This is a genomic window from Microbispora amethystogenes, from assembly GCF_016863015.1.
GTDB classification, from domain to species: Bacteria; Actinomycetota; Actinomycetes; order Streptosporangiales; family Streptosporangiaceae; genus Microbispora; species Microbispora amethystogenes.
Genome location: NZ_BOOB01000040.1, coordinates 53,194 through 72,602, shown reverse-complemented (window position 1 = coordinate 72,602; position 19,409 = coordinate 53,194). Strand labels below are relative to the sequence as shown.

The following is a 19,409-nucleotide window of genomic DNA, read 5'->3' as shown; positions in this document are numbered from 1 at the left end:
ACCGATGCTCGGATGACTCCACGGCCCCCAAAGATAGCGAGGGGTGACGACAGAAATACGCTAAGTCGCCGGAAGGATCGTCCCCGCGACCTCGCCGAGGCTCACTCCGTGCGAGGTCCAGGCGGTGATCGTCACGGTGTCGCCGTCCTCCAGGAACGTGCGGGTCTCGCCCGGCAGCTTCACCGGCTCCGCGCCGTTCCAGGTCAGCTCCATGAGCGAGCCCGGCTGCCCGGCGGACGAGACGGTCCCGCTCGCGAACAGGTCGCCGGTGCGGAGACCGGCGCCGTTCACGGTCAGGTGGGCGAGCATCTGGTCGGGCGTCCAGTACATGTCGCGGTACGACGGCGTGGAGACCGTCTCGCCGTTCAGGTCGATCCGCAGGGTGAGGTCGAGACCCCAGGGCGCCTGCCTGGTCAGGTACGGAAGCGGCTCGGGGTCCTGCGACCGGCCCTCGACCCTGGCCTCCTCCAGCGCCTCCAGCGGGGTGATCCACGCCGACATGGACGTGGCGAACGACTTGCCCAGGAAGGGACCGAGCGGGACGTACTCCCACGCCTGGATGTCCCGGGCGCTCCAGTCGTTGACGAGCGCGACCCCGAAGACGTGATCCTCGAACGCGCCCGCGCGCCCGCCGAGCGGAGCCGGCACCCCGACGACGAAGCCGAGCTCCGCCTCGATGTCCAGCTTCTGGGAGGGCCCGAAGGACGGCCGCTGCCCGCAGGGCCGCCTGACCGGCGTTCCGGACACCACGACGCTGCCCGCCCGGCCGTGGTAGCCGACGGGCAGGTGCCGCCAGTTCGGCTTCAGCGGCTCCTCGCCCGGCCGCAGGATGCGCCCGAGGTTGGACGCGTGCTCGAGCGAGGCGTAGAAATCCACGTAGTCGGCCACCTCGACCGGCAGGTGCAGGGTGACCTCCGCCAGCGGGATCAGGTGGTCGCCCGCGGCGGCCGCCTCGCGGGCCCGTCCCCGCGCCTCCTGCCAGGCCGTACGGCCCAGGGCGAGAAACGGGTTGAGGCTGGGCGCGGCGAAGACGTCCCCGCCGAGGGCGGCCGCCAGGTCGAGGACGTGGTCCCCGACACGGACGCCGACCCTGCGCGGCTCCCCGGCCCGGGAGAACACGCCGTACGGCAGGTTGCCGACGCCGAAGCTCATCGCCGCGCCGCCCACGTCCAGGCGTAGCCGGTGTCCTCGCAGGCGAGGGCCGCCTGGCCGAGGTCGAGCGGGCGGAACGTGTCGATCATCACGGCCATCTCGGTCGTCTCCTTGTGTCCCTGGCGTACGGCCTCGACGGCGGCCTCCACCGCACCCGGCTGCGGGCCGTGCGTGAAGCCCGCGGGATGCAGCGAGATCGAGCCGACGTCGATGCCCGAGCCCTTCCTGGCCGTGTAGTCCCCGCCCACGTAGAACATGAACTCGTCGGAGTCCACGTTGTGGTGGTTGTACGGGATCGGCACGGCCTCGGGGTGGAAGTCCAGCGGCCGGGGGCAGAACGAGCAGACGACGAAGCCGGGCCCCTCGAACGTCTGGTGGACCGGCGGCGGCGCGTGGGTCCGCTTCACGATCGGCTCGAAGTCCCGGATGTTGAACGCGTACGGATAGAGGCAGCCGTCCCAGCCGACCACGTCGAAGGGATGGTGGGCGTAGGTCAGTCTGGTCAGCCCGCCCCGCGTCCTGACCAGGACCGGCACCTCCTCGCCGTCCGCGAGCAGCGGCTCGGCCGGCGCCCGCAGGTCCCGCTCGCAGTACGGCGCGTGCTCCAGGAACTGGCCGTACTGGGACAGGTAGCGTTTCGGCGGCCTGATGTGCCCGGCCGCCTCGATCACCAGCGCGGTCACGGGCCCCTCGGGCACCCAGCGGTGGATGGTCCCGGTCGGGATGACCACGTAGTCGCCCTCGGCCACGTCCAGCGCGCCGTACGCCGACTCGAACCTGGCCCGGCCGCTCGCGACGTACACGCACTCGTCGCCCATCGAGTCGCGGTACAGCTCGCTGGGAGCGTCGCAGGCGGCGTACGAGATGCGGACGTCGGAGTTGCCCGCGAGCGGCATGCGCCCGGAGACCAGGTCGCCGCCGGGCTTCAGGTCCTGGGTGCGGAAGTGGCGCGGGGAGAGCGGCAGGTTAGCTGTGAGGGCGGGCGTTCCCGCGTCCACGGCCTCGGCCTTGACGATCGCCGTCGGCGCGTGGCGGTGGTAGAGCAGCGAGGAGTCGGAGGAGAAGCCCTCCTCTCCCATGAGCTCCTCCTGGTACAGCCCGCCGCCGGGCGCGCGGAACTGCACATGGCGCTTGCGCGGGACCTCCCCGACCACCCGGTAGTACGGCATGGCACCTCCCGCTGTCCGTTTATCGGACGTGCATGTCCTATATATGTACGACGATTCGCCATGCCCGGCCCGATGTCAAGCGAAGCGGGCGCCGGCCCGGCTGCTCAGAGGGCGACCGTCAGCGCGGGGGTTCGGAGAGGGCGGTCGTGAGCCGGGCCGCCGCGTCGAGGACGAGCGGGCCCACCTTCTCGGCGTCCAGGTCGGTGAAGCTGATCACGCCGACCGACGCCTCCAGCCAGGGAAGGTCCCGGATCGGGGCGGCGATGCCCTGCGCCCCCTCCTGCAGCTGTCCCTTGCTCGTGTGCAGCTGGGGCTCCGCGTGGCCCTCCCTCAGTGCGAGCAGCGCCTGCCCGCCCGCGCCGCGCGTCAGGGGGTGGCGCGATCCCTCGCGGTAGGCGACGTGGAGATCGGTCCACGAAGGCTCGACGACCGCGACCGCGAGCCCTTCGTCGCCCTCGGCCACGGTCAGGTGGGCGGTCGCCCCCGCGTGCTCGGCGAGGGCGCGCAACTCGGGCAGGGCCGCCGCCCGCAGCAGCGGATGCACGGCCTGGGCCAGGACGAGCACGCCGAAGCCCAGATGCACCCGGCCGTTCGCGTCCCGCCGGGCGAACCCCTCGGACTGCAACGTCGTCAGCAGGCGATAGACGATCGGACGGCTGAGGCCCAGCTCCTGGGCCAGCTCGGTGGGGGTCCGCCCCCGGTTGGCGTCGGCGAGCAGCCGCAACAGCCGTAAGCCCCGTTCGAGCGTCTGCGCCGACTCGGCCGCCATCATGACTCGATTATCGCCGCTGCCCCGCCTGCGGAGCAGAACCTACACGCAATGTAGCCTACGTCTGATGTAGGTTTGACCAGTGGGCTTCGTGAACAGAGTCGAGGAACTGGCGGCACTCGAGGAATGGTGGGCGCGGCCGTCACCGCGTCCCGCGCTGATCTGGGGTCGCAGGCGAGTTGGCAAGACCGCCCTGATCCGCCGTTTCGCCGAGAATCGGCGGTATGTCTTCTACACGGGGGCCGGGAGCGCGCCCGCTTTCGAGCTCGCCCAGTTCTCCCGGGAGGTGGCGGCGGCCTTGCCGGACGGCCTTCGCCAACTGGATGTCAGTCCGTACCGGGACTGGTACGACGCCTTCGAGCATCTCGCGGCTCAGGCCGAGCGTGAGCCCCTTCTTCTGGTGCTGGACGAGTTTCCGGAGTTGACGGCGATGTCGCCGGACCTTCCGGGCATCATGCGAAGCGTCCTCGACCGCATCCAGGGGCGTACGAACCTGCGCATCCTGCTCAGCGGGTCGTCGGTGCGGGCGATGTGGGAGATGCAGGAGTATCGGGCGCCGTTGTACGGCCGCTTCGACCTCGCTCTTCAGCTTCACCCGTTCCGCCCCCACGAGGCGGCTCTGATGCTGCCGAGGCTGTCCGCGGAGGACCGGGCCACCGTGTACGGAATCGTCGGGGGCGTACCGCTCTACCTGTCGATGTGGGATCAGGACGAGTCGATCGAGGCCAATCTGCGCCGCCTCGCCGTGCGGCCGTCCGCGCCCCTTTACAACGAGGGGCGGCTCATCCTCGCCACCGAACTCGGCACCGGTCATCAGCCCTCGGCGGTGCTGGACGCTCTCGCCTCAGGGCGGACCCGCTTCCAGGAGATCGCCGACGCCGTCGGAACCGACCCCACACGTACACTCGAACGCCTCATCGAGTTGCGACTGGTCGAAAGGCTGATACCGGTTACAGAGGATGAGAGGAGGACAAGACGCAAAATTCACCGGATAGCTGACAATTTCCTCAGCTTCTATCTGGGGCCACTCATGCGGAACAGGTCGCGGATCGAGATCGGTCTCGGAGAGACCATCCTGCCTGTCATCCTCCAGGGCCTGGACGACCACATGGGAGACCGTTACGAGGAGGCGTTCCGCGACCACCTGCGCCGGCGCGCGCCGGAAATCGATCCGCAGGTGGTCGCCGTCGGCCCCTGGTGGGAGGCCGACGGGCAGAACCAGATCGACGCCGTCGTCCTGCGCGGCCGGGCGCGTGAGCCCGTGCTCGTCGGCGAGGCCAAGTGGGCGAGATCGGTCTCCGCGCGGCGGCTCGTGGGGAAGCTGTCGGAGAAGGCCGCCCGGCTCGTCCCGGATCCAGAGCGCCTGCGCTATGCCGTGTGCGCGCGGACCGAGGTGACGAACGCCGACGCGGGCGTGATGGCGATCACGGCGGCGGACGTCTTCGCTCCGGAAACGGGGGCCTGACGTCAGCGTCCGCTGAGCCAGGCGGCGAACTCGTCGAGATCGATCAGGCCGTCGCCGTCCGCGTCGACCTTGTTGATCGCGCCCTGGGCGCCCTCCGGCGTGAGCGGCCGGCCGAGCACCTCCATCAGGCGGACGAGTTCCTCGGCCGAGATCCGCCCGTCCTGGTCGGTGTCGATCAGGTTGAAAGTCGCCGCGTATTCGCTCATGCCGTCCTCCTCGGGATCGCGATCAGCACCCTAGCCGAAAGCACGCACTGCCCCCAGAGATCGCGCTCAACACTTTTTGTCGGTGGCGTCTGGCAGCATGACGCCTCATGACAGTCAGCTTGGAGGGGAAGGTCGCTCTGGTCGCGGGGGCGACCCGCGGCGCGGGCCGCGGCATCGCGGTGGAGCTGGGCGCGGCGGGCGCGACGGTGTACGTGACCGGCCGCACCACGCGTGAGCGGCGTTCGGAGATGAACCGCCCGGAGACGATCGAGGAGACGGCCGAGCTGGTCACCGCCGCCGGGGGGCGGGGGATCGCCGTGGCGGTCGACCATCTCGACCGCGACCAGGTGCAGGGCCTCGTGAAGCGGATCGACGCCGAGCAGGGCGCGCTCGACGTGCTGGTCAACGACATCTGGGGCGGGGAGCTGCTGTTCAGCTGGAGCGACCGGCTCTGGGAGCACTCCCTTGACGACGGCCTGCGCGTGCTGCGGCTCGCCGTCGACACGCACATCGTCACCAGCCACTACGCGCTGCCCCTGCTGATTCGCAAGCCGGGCGGGCTGGTGGTGGAGGTGACCGACGGCACGGTGGAGTACAACGCCGCCAACTACCGCGTCTCGTTCTTCTACGACCTCGCGAAGACCTCGGTGCTCCGCATGGCGTTCGCGCAGGCCAAGGAGCTGGCGCCGCACGGCGCGACGGCGGTGTCGCTCACGCCGGGCTGGCTGCGCTCGGAAATCATGCTGGAGCACTTCGGCGTCACGGAGGCGACCTGGCGGGACGCGCTGGCCCAGCAACCGCACTTCGCCATCTCCGAGACCCCGGCCTTCGTGGGACGCGCGGTCGCGGCTCTGGCCGCCGATCCCGCCGTGAGCCGCTGGAACGGGCAGTCGTTGTCCAGCGGGGGGTTGGCCCAGGAGTACGGCTTCACCGACGTGGACGGCAGCCGTCCGGACGCCTGGCGCTACCTGGTCGAGGTGCAGGACGCCGGCCGTCCCGCCGACGTCACCGGCTACCGGTAGCGGCGGCGGATCCGCCGAGGGTGGCGGTGACCAGGGTCCAGTCGACGTGGGCGACGGCGGCGTTGCCGCCCGCCGTGCCCGCCACCCAATGGGCGACCTGCGGCGCCTCCCTGCTGTCCGGCACGACCCAGGTCGCCCCGGTGTCGACGCCGTCGCGGGACAGGTGGGCCACCCCCGCGCTGTCCACGGCGACCCTCCAGGTGGCGGGCCGCCCGGCGTCGGCGAGCGAAAGGACCTTCTCCCAGGTGCCGGAGCCCTTCTTCATCGTCCACACACCACTCCGCTGCACCGTCAGCATGAGCCGCCGGGCGCCGTTGGCGACCTTGCAGCCGAGACTGATCCCCTGACCGGTGCGCGGATCCAGGGCGCTGTCGTCGATCACCCGGCCGTGGAACTCCACGGTGAAGTCGCAGGCCGTGGTCACGTCGAGCGGAAACGTGGCCGCCGCGACCCGGCTCGTGGCGCTGCGCAGGCGCAGGCCGCCGTCCAGGAGCGAGGCTCCTTCCGCCGGGTCGAGCCGCCAGCCCTGCCAGGACCCGCCCGCCACATGGTCGGTGACCTCCACCAGGTCGAGCACGGCCTCTCCGTCGCTCCGGACCGACACGCTCCTCGGGCCGGCCGACGCGGGAAGGGTCCAGTGGGGGCCGGGCGGGGAGGCGGAAGCGGCGATGGCTGGGGCGTCCGGCGGCGGAGCCGGTCCGGCGGCCGATCGGGAGGCTGAGCCGGAGGTGAGTTCGGAGGCGGGAGGGAGGGTCTGGAAGGCCGCGACGCCTGTGGCGTCGACGATCACCCGCCACCGGTCGCCGGCGCCGGGGACGGGCGTCCACCCCCGCGTGGTCAGCACGTGCGGCCCACCGGGACGCACGACGGCCGTGAGGACCCGCGTGCCCGTGTTCACCTCGATGCCCAGGCCCTCGTCCGAGGCGGGAAAGCGGGTCACCCTGCCGTGGAAGGTCAGGACGAAACCCCCCGGCGGTCCGTACGGACGGCTGATCGCCCCGGAGGTCAGGCGGAGACGGCGGGCGTCCTCAGGGGAGGGGTCCCCCGGGAGCCGGCCGCTTTCGCCGATTGGTTCGACGACTTCGACGCCGCCCCTCCTGACCCATCCGCCCCACCCCGGCGCGAGGCCGGTGAAGACCTCGGACAGGTCGAGCCGGGCGACCCTGATCTCGATCTGGTTGTGCTCCCAGACGACGAAGAACCGGCCCGGCTCGTACTCGTCGGCCGAGGCGTAGACGTCCCAGCCGCGGGCCGCTCCCGAGGTCAGTCTCCTGCCGTCGGCGAAGAGCCGTCCCGGGCCCCACGGGGTGCCCGGCAGTCTGACCTTGTAGTGGAGGACCTCGCGGTACTGGTCGGGCTTGCCGGACGCGGGCCCGGTGAACGGACCGGCCAGGGTGTTGTAGATCGCCAGGTAGCGGCCGTCGGAGTCCCGGGTGAAGAACGTCTTCACGTAGTAGTTCGGCAGTTCGGGGTCCACGGCGAAGGCGGACCAGGTCAGCCCACCGTCCACGCTCGTAGCGGTCGCGGCGTACGCCGCGTGGGAGCGGTAGTACGCGTCCTTCTCCGCCGCGGTGCCGCCGCGGATCGTGCGCGCGACCATGAGCAGCGTGCGCGGGTCGTCCTGCGCCACGACGACCTGCGGTTCCTCCACCGACAGGCCGGGCGGGTTGGCCGCGAGGCCGCCGGGCGTCCAGGTGACCAGGTCCGCCGAGCGCAGCACGCCGGCCCTGGTGGTGCCCCCCGCCGCCTGCCAGTACGGCACCAGCCACAGGCCGTCGTGTCTGATCGGTTTCCCGGCCACCACGACCCCTCGGGTGTTCGCGGGCCCTCCGGTGTTGGCGGGTACGGCCACCGAGACGGGGAAGCCGGTCCACGTGCGGCCGCCGTCGGTGCTCCGCTTCGCGACCATCGTGACGGGGAAGCCGTCGACGTTCCCGGCGGCGTCGCGGTCGGCGCCGATCGTGATCCGGCCGAGGAGCGCCACCAGGGTCTCGCCGTCCTTGAGGAACACGACGTAGTGGTAGCGGTGCTCGGCGGTGTCGGCCGCGAGTGTGCCGATGGTCCAGGTGCGGCCCGCGTCGCCTGAGCGGCCGTACATGATCGCGCCCTGGTCGGTGGGGGAGGGGTCGAGCGCGTCGGCCACTCCGGCACGCCAGGCCACCACGAGACGCCGGGCGTCGAGCGCGGCGACGTCGGGCACCCGGTTGCCCTCGTGGGGAAGCTCGCCCGGCGCCGCGCCCTCGCCACGGCCCTCGCCACGGCCGTTCACCCGGCCGTACACGGTGACGGGGTCGCGGACGGCGGCGCCGACCACGTCGATCTCCGGCCACGACCGGGCAGACTGAGCCATCGCCCCAGGGAACACGCCCGCCGGACGGTGGACAGGGCGGGTCGCAGGGAATTCAGTTCATGTGCATCTGCCGGTAATGTCCACCGCCGCCTCGACCCGGGCGGCGGGTCGCGCCGCCAGGGGGCGGTGACGCGGAGTGGGGGCCAGGCGGGTCGTTCGCATGGGGTCGTGGCGCCGCTGTTCGCGCGCGTCCCCCGGGGCCCGCTCGGGGCACCGGGGGACGCGCGCCTGCCGGGCGGGCCGCCGCGCCGTGACCGGCCGGGCCCGGTGGAGGTCAGGGGGTGGCCACGCAGCCGGGGGAGGGAACGGAGTTGGCGCCGTTCCAGGAGGCGAGGAAACCCAGGGTCGTGGTGGCGCCCGCGGCGAGGGAGCCGTTCCAGCTCACGTTCTTCGCCGTCACGTTCGCCCCGCTCTGGGTGAGCGTGCCGTTCCACGCCTGGGAGACCTGCTGGCCGTTCGCGAAGGTCCAGGTCACGGTCCAGCCGCTGATGGGAGCCGTGCCGGTGTTCTTTACCGTGATCTCACCCTGGAAGCCGCCGCCCCACTGGTTGGTGACCACGTAGGTGGCGGAGCACCCTCCAGGGCTGGTCGACGGCGAGGGAGACGGTGAGGGAGACGGCGAGGGAGAGGGTGAACGGGAGGGCGAGGCGGACGGGGACGCGGACGGGGAAGGCGACCGTGACGGCGATGCGGACGGTGATGCGGAGGGCGACGGCTGAGCGCCGCCGAGCAGTGTCGACAGGGCCGGATACCACCTGTCGGCCATCTTCTGGTCGCCGCTCGCGTTGGGGTGGACGCCGTCGTAGGTGTCCGCGCTCGTGCTGAAGCCGGTCCACTGGTCGACCACCTGGACCGGGGACGCGGCGGTGGTCTTGGCGGCGGCCCAGCCGGGGATGGCGTTGTTCAGGTCGACCACCCGCTGCCCGCACTCGGGGCAGGTGCCCGGGTTCATCGGAATTATCTTCGCGACCAGCACCCTCATGTTCGGGTTGCTCGCCCGCATCTGGTCCACGAGCTTGCCGTACGCCGCGAGGATGGTCGCGGTGGGCTTGTTGCTCCACACGTCGTTGGTGCCGAAGTGCATCAGCACGATGTCGGGGCGGGTCGCCGAGAGCCACCCGGGCAGCTGGTTCTGGTCGGCGACGTTGGTGACCAGCGCGCCGCCGTGACCCTCGTTGTCGCCGTCGTAGGCGACCGAGCAGCCCTGCGGAGGCAGGGTTCCCACCATGTCGATGTTGGTGAAGCCGTTGCTCTGCAGCCGGTTCCACAGCAGGGCCCGCCAGCAGCCGGGCGATCCGGTGATCGAGTCGCCCAGCGCCATGATCCGCACCGGGGCCGCCTGCGCGGGCCGGGTGACGAGCAGTCCGAGCACCATGAGCAGGGCCGCCAGGGCCGCACTTCTCTTCGACATTCCGCTCTCCCTCGTGCCGTCCGGCGCGATGGTAGGGAGCGGTGACCCGTCCGGCCCAGGGACGGCGCCGGGAGAACGCGCCGGCCTGCGGCGATGCATGTACGTTTCAGTTTCGATCTTGGAGGGGCGAGGCCCCGCACCCGCCGCCGCCTGGGACGATGCGGGTTCCGCCGCGGCGGCCGGACCGAATATGCTGCAGGTCCGTTCGCTTTGCACGTCACCGAGAGGATTCGGTCCCCATGTACAAGGAGTTCCTCGGCGAGGTCGTGGTGTGGCTGATCCCCATCGTCATCCTCGTCGGCATCGCGCTGCTGGTGACCAGCCACGGCTGACGCCGCGTCGTGAGGGCCGGGCCGTTTGGGTCCGGCCCTTTTTTGTTGTGCCTGGTCACGGCGGTTTCGGCGCTCCCAAACCAGGCCAATGGATCAACGATGGTTCATCTGGTAATGAAACCCTACAAAAGTATCACTCGGCCAGAATCTTGATCATATCTTCCCTGCCATGTGATACTCCGCCAGTGACGATCGGTGTGGTCACTGGACGAGGCCCAGGCGAGGGGCGTCCGGCCACATGCCTACCGCGAGAGGGAGACGGCCGTGACTTCCGAGGCGATCGACATCAGGCCACCTGCGAGATCCTTATCCCTGCCCCTGCGCCGTACCATCCGCCCCCTGCTCCGTGACCCGGTCAACATGCTCGCCGGAACCGCCCAGCGGGCGCGCGGCAAGGTAGTCCGGCTCAATCTGGGTCCCTTCCGTCCCTATCTCGTGAGCCACCCGGACCACGTCCAGCAGGTCCTGCGCGGCGACTGGGAGAACCACCCGCGGGAGGGCGCCTTCTGGAAGCCGGTGGAGCGGCTCGCCGGGAGGAGCATCCTCACCGAGGGCCCCGACTGGGAATCCAGCCGGAGAATCCTGCAACCCCTCTTCACCTCCAGGTACGTCGCCAGCCTGACCCAGGACATGGCCGAGACGATCGACGAGGAGCTCACGGCGTGGGAGGCGCACGCCCGGGCGGGGCGCTGGATCGACGTCTGCGAGGAGTTGGGCCGCCTCGTGAGCCGGACCGTCATCCGGGTCCTGTTCGGCGACAAGATCTCCGTCGCGGACGCCGAGCGGCTCGCCCCGGCGTACGGGATCGCCGCGACCTCGTTCACCTCCCGGCTGCTGATGCCCTTCGCGCCCGAGTGGGTCCCGATGCCCGGCGACCGGGCTTTCAAGCGCGCGGCCGAGGTGATCGACGACGTGGTGCTGCCGCTGGTCAGGCAGGCCCGCAGGGATCCCGGTGACGGCAACGACATCATCTCGGCGCTCGCCCGCGCCCGCCGCGACGAGGACGACCCGTCCGCCGAGCGGCGGATCCGCGACGACCTCGTCAGCATCTACGGCTCGTCGAGCGAGACCACGGCCGTGGCGCTGACCTGGTTGTGGCCACTCCTCCACGACCACCCCGAGGTGGCCGCACGCCTGTACGACGAGGTGGAGACCGTCGTCGGGCACGGCCCGGTGGACCCGTCCTGCCTGCCCCGGCTGACCTACATGAAGTCGGTGTTCCAGGAGATGCTGCGGCTGTACCCGCCGGGCTGGATGATTCCGCGCATGGCGCGGCGGGCCGGCCTTCTCGGCGACGTGCCGATCGAGCCCGGTGCCACCCTGCTCATCAGCCCCTACGTGACCCATCGGCTGGAGGAGTTCTGGGAGCGTCCGAACGAGTTCGACCCCGAGCGCTTCGCGGTGGACCAGCGTGAGCGGCGGCACCGGTACGCCTACTTCCCCTTCGGCGGAGGCCCTCATCTCTGCCTCGGCCAGCACCTCTTCTATGTGGAGGCGCCTCTGATCGTGGCCGGCATCCTGGCCCGGTTCCGGCCGCGGGTGCGCGCCCCCAGGCCGCTCACGCCGTTCCCGGGCGCGTCGATGCGGCCCAAGGAAACGGTAGAGGTGCGCCTCGATCCCGTCGCCGGAGGCGCCGGGGCATGAGCACGGCACCACGCCTCGACGCCGGGCATCTGGCGTCGGCGGCGGCAAGTGGCAGGGCCTGCGCTCTCGCGGCGCGCTGTCAGCGGGATCTCCAGGAGTGCGCCACCGCGTTCCCCGAATTGTTCGCGGCCAGGCCGTTCGACGCGACCCTGTACGCGGCGGTGTCGCTGGCCAACGCGTTCGGGTCTCCGGAGGCGACCGCCGAGAGGCTCAGGGTCGCCAACCGCACGTCCCTGTGGATTTTCGCGGCCGACTGGCTGATCGACCACGAGGCCACCTCGCGGCAGGAGATCGACGACCTCGTGCGCGGCGCGCTCGCGGTCGCGGACGACCGTACGCCCGATCCGGACACGCCGCTCACGCGGTTCCTCACCGTCATCCGCGACGAGCTCGCCGCGTCCCCGCTCTTCCCACGGCTGCGCGCGGCCTGGCGGGGCGAGCTCGAAGGGATGCTCTCGGCGATGACGCGCGAGTGGGAGTGGAAGAGTCGCATCCCCGGCGGGGGCTCGATGCCCTCCTTCGAGCAGTATCTCGGGAACGCCGGAAACTTCGGATCGACGCTCGTCAACATCTCGCACTGGATCCACGCCGCGGATCCCGGCGTCGTCCCTCACCTGCAGGAGCTGACCGAGGCGAGCGACGCGGTGCAGCGCGTGCTGCGTCTGCTGAACGACCTCGCCACCTACGAGCGCGACGTCACCTGGGGTGATCTCAACGCGCTTCTGCTCGGTGTGACCAGGGACGACGTGGTCGCGCACATCGGGATCCTCACGAAGGAGTGCGGGGACCGGCTCCGGTCCCTGCGGAGCGGCCGCCCGGACGAGTCGGCCTACCTCGAACGGCAGATCGGTTACAGCACGGGCTTCTACGGGCTCGCGGACTACTGGGGCGAACTTTGAGCGTGAACGAACTTGCCCCGCCGCCGGCGCCGGACATCGTCGCCGCGGCCCAGGACCTGGTGCTCGGGCTGATGTCCATGCCGTGGGGACAGGTCTCCCCGTCCGTCTACGAGACCGGCCGCCTGGTGACCCTGGCCCCCTGGCTCACCGGGCACGGCGAGCGCGTGCGCTGGCTGATGGGCAACCAGCGCGCCGACGGAAGCTGGGGAGCCCCGGACGGTTACGGGCTGGTGCCCACCCTCAGCGCGACCGAGGCGCTCCTGTCCGTGCTGCGCCGGGGCGAGGACACCGGCGTACGGGTGGAGGCGCTGCGGGAGGCCGCCGCGCGAGGGCTGCGACGGCTGTCGCGTTGCCTCAGCGGCACGCGGCTGTCGCTGCCCGACATGCCCGCCATCGAGCTGATCGTCCCGTCGCTGGTCGCGCGCATCAACGACCATCTCGCCGACAACGGGATGAGCGCCGCTCTCGTGCTGCCCGCCGGGATGAGCGAGGCCCCGCTGGCGGCGGTTCGCGAGTGGGTGGCGTCGGAGGAGGAGATCCCCCAGAAGCTCCTGCACGCGCTGGAGATCGCCGGGGACGCGGCCCACGGCGCGGCCGCGGTCCACGTGACCGAGATCGGCACGGTCGGCGCGTCGCCCGCGGCGAGTGCGGCGTGGCTGGGCGACCGAGGACCAAGCGAACCCGCGCATCCCGTCCGCTGGCACCTCGAGGCGGTGGTGCGGCGGCACGGCGGCCCGGTGCCGGTCGGCCTGCCGATCACCGTCTTCGAGCGCGGATGGGTGCTGAGCTGGCTGGCGCGTGCCGGTATCCCGTTCGAGGTCCCTCCGGAGATGCTGGTGGACCTCAGGACGGCGATCGGCCCGGCGGGGACGTCGGCGGGCGCGGGACTGCCGCCCGACGCCGACACCACCTCGGTCGCCCTGTACGCGCTGACTCTGCTCGGCCAGCCCCAGGAGCCCGGCAGCCTGTGGGCGTTCGAGACGCCGACGCATTTCTGCACCTGGCAGGGAGAAGAAGGCGCGTCCGTCAGTGTTAACGCTCACGTGCTCGACGCCTTCGGGCAGTACGCCGCCCTACGGCCGGAGGCCGCCCCGGCGTACGCGCCGGCCATCCGCAAGCTGTCGGCCTGGCTCCGCGAACAGCAGAGGCAGGACGGGAGCTGGGACGACCGGTGGCACGCGTCGCGGTACTACGGGACCGCTTCCTGCGGCCTCGCGCTGCACGAGTTCGGCGGCGCGGAAGCGGCGGACGCGGTGCGGGCCGGGGTCGAGTGGGTGCTCGACACCCAGCGCGACGACGGGGGATGGGGCCGCTGGACCGGCACGGTCGAGGAGACGGCCTACGCCCTGCAACTCCTCCTCTTCGCCGGCAGCGGCCAGCGGGTGACGGAGGCGGCGGCACGGGGATACGCCTACCTGCTGCGGTCGGCCGACGTGTCCGACGGGCCGCCGCTGTGGCACGACAAGGACCTCTATCGGCCGCTGGCGGTCGTGCGGGCGGCCGTTCTGGCGGCGATGCACCTTGCACAGTCTCGATCACTTGTTGTGAGGCTTGCTGGTCAAGTATGATCAGCGCTCGGGAAATCCGTCAATTTCGGAAAAGTGGACATTATTGACCACAATGCTCCGGCTTGAGGGGTTTTCTTAGCATTTGCTAAGGTGTCCGAGATGTAGCGCGGGTTTTGGGGTGAGCAGCGCGTGCGGCCCCTTGACGTCGGGTGATGGTAATCGCCGCGAAACGCTCGCGTATCGCCGATTTCGCAAGGTGGTCACATGCGCTTCCGTAATTCCAGCGTGCGGACCAAGGTGACGGCTTTGCTGTTGTCCCTTGCCGCGCTGTGGGCGTTCGCCGCGTGGGTGACGCTACGGGAGGGCCTGAACCTGGTCTGGGTCGCCGTCTATGACTCCGGTGTGGCGCAGCCGAGCGAGACGCTCCTGGTCGAACTGCAGCGGGAACGGCGGCTCACGGTCGTCGCCATGGGAAATCCCTCGGCCGACCGCGGCAATCTGCGGGCACAGCGGGCGCGGACGGACGCGGCGGGCGCCGAGTTCCGCCGCCTGGCCAAGGGCAACAACGTGCAGTTCGCCGCCGACGCGGTGCTGAAGCGGCGGATCGACGAAATGATCCACCAGCTCGACGGGCTGCCGAAGAACCGCAGCCTCGTCGACGGCGGGCAGTCCGACCGCGCGAAGGCGTACGACTCCTACACGACGGTCGTCGACTCCGTCTACCGCACGTACGACGCGCTGGCCACTCTGGACGACAAGGACGTCGCGCGGGACACGCGCACGCTCATCGACCTGAGCCGGGCACGGGAGCTGCTCTCGGAGGAGGACGCGCTGCTCGCCGGAGCCCTCTCGGCCGGGCGGCTGACCGTGCCGGAACGCGCGCGGTTCACCGAGATCGTCGGCGTCCAGCGCTTCCACAAGAGCGAGGCCGTCCTCGCGCTGCCCGACTCGGACCGCGCCATCTTCGAACGCCTGGAACGGGGACAGACGTTCACCCGCCTGCGCGCGCTCGAAGAGAACGTCATGCAGAGCACGCGGCCCGGCGGCCTGCCGCCGATCCTCGCGGAGCAGTGGCGGGCCGCGACGGAGCCCGCTCTGGCGGAACTGCAGACCGCGATCCTGGAGGCCGGTGACCGCCTGGTCGATCGGACCGCCCCCGTCGCCGTCGGCGTCATCGCCCGGCTCCTGCTGGCCGGCGTGCTCGGCCTGGTGGCGGTCGTCGCGTCGATCATCCTGTCGGTCACGACGGCCAGGGCGCTGGTCCGCCAGCTGGAGAAGCTGCGGGAGGCCGCGCTCGAACTGGCCAACGAACGGCTGCCGGGAGTGGTCGCCCGCCTCGCGCAGGGCGAGAAGGTCGACGTGCGGGCGGAGGCGCCGCCGCTGGACTTCGGCCCGGACGTCATCGGCCAGGTGGGCGCGGCGTTCAACACCGTGCAGGAGACCGCGATCCGCACCGCGGTCGAGGAGGCGCAGCTCAGGCAGAGCATCCGCGACATCCTGCTGAGCCTCGCCCGGCGCACGCAGTCGCTGGTCCACCGCCAGCTGACCCTGCTCGACGTCATGGAGCGGCGCGAGTCGGACCCGGCGGAGCTGAAGGACCTGTTCCGCATCGACCACCTCGCCACCCGCATGCGGCGCAACGCCGAGAACCTCATCGTCCTGTCCGGGGCGTCCCCCGCCCGCGCCTGGCGGCGCTCGGTGCCCATGGTCGACGTCGTACGCGGCGCGCTGGCCGAGGTGGAGGACTACACCCGGGTCACCGTGCTGCCGATGGGGCAGACCGCGCTCAACGGGCGCGCGGTCGGCGACGTCATCCACCTGCTCGCCGAGCTGATCGAGAACGCGGTGTCGTTCTCCCCGCCGTACACGATGGTGCAGGTGGGCGGTCAGGTGGTGGCCAGCGGGTACGCCCTCGAGATCGAGGACCGGGGTCTCGGGATGAGCCCCGACGACCTGGAGACGGCCAACCAGCGGATCGCCGATCCGCCCGAGTTCAACCTGTCGAGCACCGCCCGGCTCGGCCTTTACGTGGTCAGCCGTCTCGCCGAGCGGCACGGCATCAGGGTGTCGCTCAAGGCGTCGCCGTACGGCGGCACGACCGCGGTCGTCCTGCTGCCGCGCGAGCTCGTCATGGAGAACGGTGACGAACAGCCCGAGCAGGAGACCCGTCCTCGTCTCGACCGACGGGAACGCGGGGCGCGCGAGATCGCGCTGGTGGGCGCGCCCGACGCGGACCCGCTACCAGTCCAGGAGGTGGTTCCCGTGCCGAGGGCAGCAGAGACGCCCAGGCCCGCGCCGATCGCCGCCGAGCCGGCCGCCGGGCCCGAGCCGCCGGCCGCGTTCACCCCGTCCGGGCTGCCGTTCCGGGTGCCCCAGGCGAGCCTCGCTCCGGCGCTCGCCGAGGAGCCGAAGGGCGGCGCGGAGCCGGAGGACGAGGAGGACCGCTCGCCGGATGACATCCGCAAGATCATGGGCTCGTTCCAGTCGGGGACCAGGCGCGGCAGATCCGAGGCCGCCAAGCTGCTAGGTGAAGGGGAGGACAACCGGTGACACAGAAGACCGGGGCGTCCGCGGACCTCGCGTGGCTGCTCGACGACCTTGTCGCGCGGGTCCGCGAAGTCGAGCACGGCATCGTGTTGTCCACGGACGGTCTGCTGCTGGCGACATCCCAGGGCCTGCGCCTGGAGGACGCCGAGCATCTGTCCGCCGTCGCGTCGGGGCTGCAGAGCCTCGCCCGCGGCGTCGGCGAGCGCTTCCAGGGCGGGCCCGTACGGCAGACCATCGTGGAGATGAAGTCCGCCTTCCTGATGGTGACGGTGGCGGGGCAGGGCGCCTGCCTGGCCGTGCTCTGCACGGGCGACGCCGACGTGGGCCTGGTGGCGTACGAGATGGCGATGCTCGTCGCGCGGGTCGGGCAGTACCTGACCTCGCCCGCGCGGACCACGATCGACCGGGCCACGGGCAGGGAGGTCCGCCTGTGAACCCTGAGTGGAGCCCGGACGAGGAACGCTTACTCGACGCGCCGACGATCCGGCCGTACGTCATCGCGCGCGGCCGTACGGAGGCGCAGGACCGCTTCGACCTCATCTCGCTGGCGGTGACGATCCGCCCCACCACCGGGGCGGAGATCGGGCTCGACCCCGAGCACCAGGCGATCGTGCGGCTGTGCCGCAGGGCGCTGTCGGTGGCGGAGATCGCCGCCCACCTGGACCTGCCCGCCGGGATCGTCCGGGTCCTCCTCGGCGACCTGTTCGACCGGGGGTTCGTGGCCGTGCAGCAGCCCCAACCGGAGATGGACGTGCTCGACGAGCGGATGTACAAGGCGGTGCTCGATGGTCTCCGGGCACTCTGACACCCTGAAGATGCCCAAGGCGATCAAACTGCTGATCGCCGGCGGCTTCGGGGTCGGCAAGACGACGATGGTCGGCGCCGTCTCGGAGATCCGGCCCCTGCGCACCGAGGAGACGCTGACGAACCTCAGCGTCGGCGTCGACGACCTGTCCGGGGTCGAGGCGAAGGCGACCACCACCGTGGCCATGGACTTCGGCCGCATCAGCATCGGGCAGGACTTCGTCCTCTATCTCTTCGGCACCCCGGGCCAGGAGCGGTTCTGGTTCGTCTGGGACGAGCTCGCCCGGGGAGCGCTCGGCGCGGTGGTGCTGGCCGACACCCGCAGGCTGGCCGACTGCTTCCCCTCCGTCGACTACTTCGAGCGGCGCGGCACCCCCTTCGTCGTCGCGGTGAACTGCTTCGAGGGCGCACCGGTCTTCGAACTGGACGAGGTCAAGCTCGCGCTCAACCTCGGCCAGGACGTGCCGATCCTGCTGTGCGACGCGCGCAGGCGGGAGTCGGGCAAGGAGGTTCTGATCGCGCTCGTCAAGCACGCGTACGGCCGGCGGCCGACCGCCGCCGCCCACTGACGCGTCCCGCGTTCTCCGGAGGCCGTGTCACCACACGGCCTCCTTCCGTTTTCAAGTCACTTGCGATGTTCATGGAGTTAAGTCGGGTTTATTCCTTCAAATCCCTTTTGTGATTAGAGCGGCGGGCATGCCTTTCTTTCGTCTCCAGCGGCGCGTAACAGCTGCACAACAGCCGTTGATATGAGCGTGAGCCCGCTGTAACCTCTGCCCCATCGCAGAAACTATCGGTCTGAATTCCGAAAGTTTCGGTTGGAATCCAGAAGGGAAACCGCCGTGAATTCGAGTCGTCGGAGTGTGGCGCTGCTTGCGGCGTCCGCGCTTGTCCTCGGGGGATGCAGTAGTACCGGGAACGATGCCGGCGAGAGCAAGAGCTCAGCCGGCGGCAAGGTGACGGTCGAGTGGTGGAACATCTGGACCACCGAGCCCTTGAAGAGCTACGGCGCTCAGGCGATCAAGGATTTCCAGACCAAGCACCCGAACATCACCATCAAGAGCGTTCCCTATGAGAACGAGGCGTTCAAGGCGAAGCTGACGACGCTCACGCAGTCCGGCAAGGCGCCGGACGTCTTCCAGACCTGGGGTGGCGGCGTGCTCGGCCAGCAGGTCGACGCGGGCCTGGTCAAGGACCTCTCCGGCGACGCCGGTTCCTGGATCGGCACGTTCACCGACGCGGCGCTGTCGGCGTACCAGATCGAGGGCAAGACGTACGCGATCCCGGACGACATCGGCATGGTGGGCTTCTGGTACAACAAGGCCCTGTTCAAGAAGGCCGGGATCGCCGAGCCCCCGAGCACCTGGTCGCAGCTCATCGACGACGTCAAGAAGCTCAAGTCGGCCGGCGTCACCCCGATCGCCCTCGGCGGCAAGGACAAGTGGCCGGGCCACTACTACTGGGCGTACCTCGCCATGCGGATCGGCGGCCTCGACGCGCTGAAGCAGGCGGGTGAGAGCAAGGACTTCACGGGCGCCCCCTTCGTGCAGGCGGGACAGAAGCTCAAGGAGCTCGCGGACCTCCAGCCGTTCCAGAAGGGCTTCCTCGGCGCGACGTACGGCGACCCGGGCGGCCAGGCCGCGACCATGGGCGACGGCAAGGCCGCCATGGAGCTGATGGGCCAGTGGGCGCCCGCGGTCGAGAAGGACGCCGGCAAGGGTCTCGGCGACGACCTCGGCTTCTTCCCGTTCCCGGCCGTCGACGGCGGCGCCGGCGCGGTCACCGACGCCTTCGGCGGCGGTGGCGGCTACGCGATCGGCTCCGAGGCGCCGCCCGAGGCGCTCGAGTGGGTGAAGTTCCTCACCGAGAGCACCGAGCACCGCAAGGCCGTCGCGACCGGCGGTGTGCTCCCGGTGCTGAAGGGCGAGGAGGACGCGGTCACGGACCCGAACCTGAGCGTGGTCGCCAAGAACCTCGCCGGGGCCACCGGGTTCCAGCTCTACCTCGACCAGGCGTACCCGCCGGCCGTCGGCCAGGAGGTCAACGACAGTGTGGCCCAGCTGATCGGCGGAACCAAGACGCCGGAGCAGGTGGCGCAGGCCATCACGGAAACGGCGAAGTCGGAGTAACT

General features: G+C 70.8%; 16 protein-coding genes. 10 read left to right on the top strand and 6 right to left on the bottom strand.

The annotated features are described in order from the left end of the window. Window positions 1-60: 60 nt before the first annotated feature. The 3 genes from fahA to Mam01_RS25645 all read right to left on the bottom strand — a co-directional run bounded on the left by fahA (window position 61) and on the right by Mam01_RS25645 (window position 3,093). Window positions 61-1,152 carry a fumarylacetoacetase gene (gene fahA / locus Mam01_RS25655; protein WP_204287760.1) on the bottom strand — a complete coding sequence of 364 codons (1,092 nt, stop codon included), beginning with the start codon at window positions 1,150-1,152 and terminating at the stop codon, window positions 61-63. Further along, entirely contained in the window at window positions 1,149-2,321 is a 1,173-nt protein-coding gene (locus Mam01_RS25650; protein ID WP_204287759.1) for a homogentisate 1,2-dioxygenase, read from the bottom strand. The genes fahA and Mam01_RS25650 overlap by 4 nt, the downstream gene beginning before the upstream one ends. 118 nt (window positions 2,322-2,439) lie before the next feature. Further along, window positions 2,440-3,093, bottom strand: a complete 654-nt coding sequence (locus tag Mam01_RS25645; protein WP_239101606.1) for an IclR family transcriptional regulator — start codon at window positions 3,091-3,093, stop codon at window positions 2,440-2,442. A 79-nt stretch (window positions 3,094-3,172) separates the two neighbouring features. Here Mam01_RS25645 and Mam01_RS25640 point away from each other — a divergent pair, with 79 nt between their 5' ends. After that, window positions 3,173-4,555: an ATP-binding protein gene (locus Mam01_RS25640; protein WP_204287758.1), complete on the top strand. Its 1,383-nt coding sequence runs from the start codon at window positions 3,173-3,175 to the stop codon at window positions 4,553-4,555. Window positions 4,556-4,557: 2 nt separating this feature from the next. Here Mam01_RS25640 and Mam01_RS25635 read toward each other — a convergent pair whose 3' ends face one another. Further along, on the bottom strand, window positions 4,558-4,761 hold the full coding sequence (locus tag Mam01_RS25635) for an EF-hand domain-containing protein (protein ID WP_150938848.1): 204 nt from the start codon (window positions 4,759-4,761) through the stop codon (window positions 4,558-4,560). 107 nt (window positions 4,762-4,868) lie between these two features. Here Mam01_RS25635 and Mam01_RS25630 point away from each other — a divergent pair, with 107 nt between their 5' ends. Beyond that, on the top strand, window positions 4,869-5,783 hold the full coding sequence (locus Mam01_RS25630; protein ID WP_204287757.1) for an SDR family oxidoreductase: 915 nt from the start codon (window positions 4,869-4,871) through the stop codon (window positions 5,781-5,783). Here the strand turns inward: Mam01_RS25630 and Mam01_RS25625 are convergent. Then, the gene (locus tag Mam01_RS25625; protein WP_204287756.1) at window positions 5,767-8,133 is read right to left on the bottom strand and encodes a sialidase family protein; all 2,367 of its coding nucleotides are present in this window, start codon (window positions 8,131-8,133) and stop codon (window positions 5,767-5,769) included. The two genes, Mam01_RS25630 and Mam01_RS25625, sit on opposite strands and share 17 nt — an antisense overlap. A gap of 274 nt (window positions 8,134-8,407) precedes the next feature. Then, a complete protein-coding gene (locus Mam01_RS25620; protein WP_204287755.1) occupies window positions 8,408-9,544 on the bottom strand; it encodes a cellulose binding domain-containing protein in 1,137 nt (378 codons plus the stop codon). Window positions 9,545-10,140: 596 nt separating this feature from the next. Here Mam01_RS25620 and Mam01_RS25615 point away from each other — a divergent pair. The 8 genes from Mam01_RS25615 (at window position 10,141) to Mam01_RS25580 (ending at window position 19,407) form a co-directional block, all read left to right on the top strand. After that, window positions 10,141-11,520 (top strand): cytochrome P450, encoded by a 1,380-nt coding sequence (locus tag Mam01_RS25615; protein WP_204287754.1) that lies wholly within the window; start codon window positions 10,141-10,143, stop codon window positions 11,518-11,520. After that, window positions 11,517-12,419, top strand: a complete 903-nt coding sequence (locus tag Mam01_RS25610; protein WP_204287753.1) for a terpene synthase family protein — start codon at window positions 11,517-11,519, stop codon at window positions 12,417-12,419. The genes Mam01_RS25615 and Mam01_RS25610 overlap by 4 nt, the downstream gene beginning before the upstream one ends. 2 nt (window positions 12,420-12,421) lie before the next feature. Beyond that, the gene (locus Mam01_RS25605; protein ID WP_239101605.1) at window positions 12,422-13,987 is read left to right on the top strand and encodes a prenyltransferase/squalene oxidase repeat-containing protein; all 1,566 of its coding nucleotides are present in this window, start codon (window positions 12,422-12,424) and stop codon (window positions 13,985-13,987) included. A gap of 204 nt (window positions 13,988-14,191) precedes the next feature. Then, complete coding sequence (locus tag Mam01_RS25600) at window positions 14,192-16,477, top strand: sensor histidine kinase (RefSeq protein WP_204287752.1); 2,286 nt, start codon at window positions 14,192-14,194, stop codon at window positions 16,475-16,477. Then, window positions 16,474-16,908: a roadblock/LC7 domain-containing protein gene (locus Mam01_RS25595; protein WP_204287751.1), complete on the top strand. Its 435-nt coding sequence runs from the start codon at window positions 16,474-16,476 to the stop codon at window positions 16,906-16,908. The genes Mam01_RS25600 and Mam01_RS25595 overlap by 4 nt, the downstream gene beginning before the upstream one ends. After that, window positions 16,905-17,279 carry a DUF742 domain-containing protein gene (locus Mam01_RS25590; protein WP_150938864.1) on the top strand — a complete coding sequence of 125 codons (375 nt, stop codon included), beginning with the start codon at window positions 16,905-16,907 and terminating at the stop codon, window positions 17,277-17,279. Before Mam01_RS25595 ends, Mam01_RS25590 begins: the two co-directional genes overlap by 4 nt. Next, complete coding sequence (locus Mam01_RS25585; protein WP_150938866.1) at window positions 17,260-17,847, top strand: GTP-binding protein; 588 nt, start codon at window positions 17,260-17,262, stop codon at window positions 17,845-17,847. Before Mam01_RS25590 ends, Mam01_RS25585 begins: the two co-directional genes overlap by 20 nt. A 387-nt stretch (window positions 17,848-18,234) precedes the next feature. After that, window positions 18,235-19,407: an extracellular solute-binding protein gene (locus Mam01_RS25580; protein ID WP_239101604.1), complete on the top strand. Its 1,173-nt coding sequence runs from the start codon at window positions 18,235-18,237 to the stop codon at window positions 19,405-19,407. Window positions 19,408-19,409: the final 2 nt, after the last annotated feature.

Coding starts and splice junctions, on each gene's coding strand:
- Mam01_RS25585 (WP_150938866.1), top strand. CDS start 17,260: ATGGTCTCCGGGCACTCTGACACCCTGAAGATGCCCAAGGCGATCAAA.
- Mam01_RS25645 (WP_239101606.1), bottom strand. CDS start 3,093: ATGATGGCGGCCGAGTCGGCGCAGACGCTCGAACGGGGCTTACGGCTG.
- fahA (WP_204287760.1), bottom strand. CDS start 1,152: ATGAGCTTCGGCGTCGGCAACCTGCCGTACGGCGTGTTCTCCCGGGCC.
- Mam01_RS25610 (WP_204287753.1), top strand. CDS start 11,517: ATGAGCACGGCACCACGCCTCGACGCCGGGCATCTGGCGTCGGCGGCG.
- Mam01_RS25630 (WP_204287757.1), top strand. CDS start 4,869: ATGACAGTCAGCTTGGAGGGGAAGGTCGCTCTGGTCGCGGGGGCGACC.
- Mam01_RS25620 (WP_204287755.1), bottom strand. CDS start 9,544: ATGTCGAAGAGAAGTGCGGCCCTGGCGGCCCTGCTCATGGTGCTCGGA.
- Mam01_RS25600 (WP_204287752.1), top strand. CDS start 14,192: ATGCGCTTCCGTAATTCCAGCGTGCGGACCAAGGTGACGGCTTTGCTG.
- Mam01_RS25625 (WP_204287756.1), bottom strand. CDS start 8,133: ATGGCTCAGTCTGCCCGGTCGTGGCCGGAGATCGACGTGGTCGGCGCC.
- Mam01_RS25650 (WP_204287759.1), bottom strand. CDS start 2,321: ATGCCGTACTACCGGGTGGTCGGGGAGGTCCCGCGCAAGCGCCATGTG.
- Mam01_RS25635 (WP_150938848.1), bottom strand. CDS start 4,761: ATGAGCGAATACGCGGCGACTTTCAACCTGATCGACACCGACCAGGAC.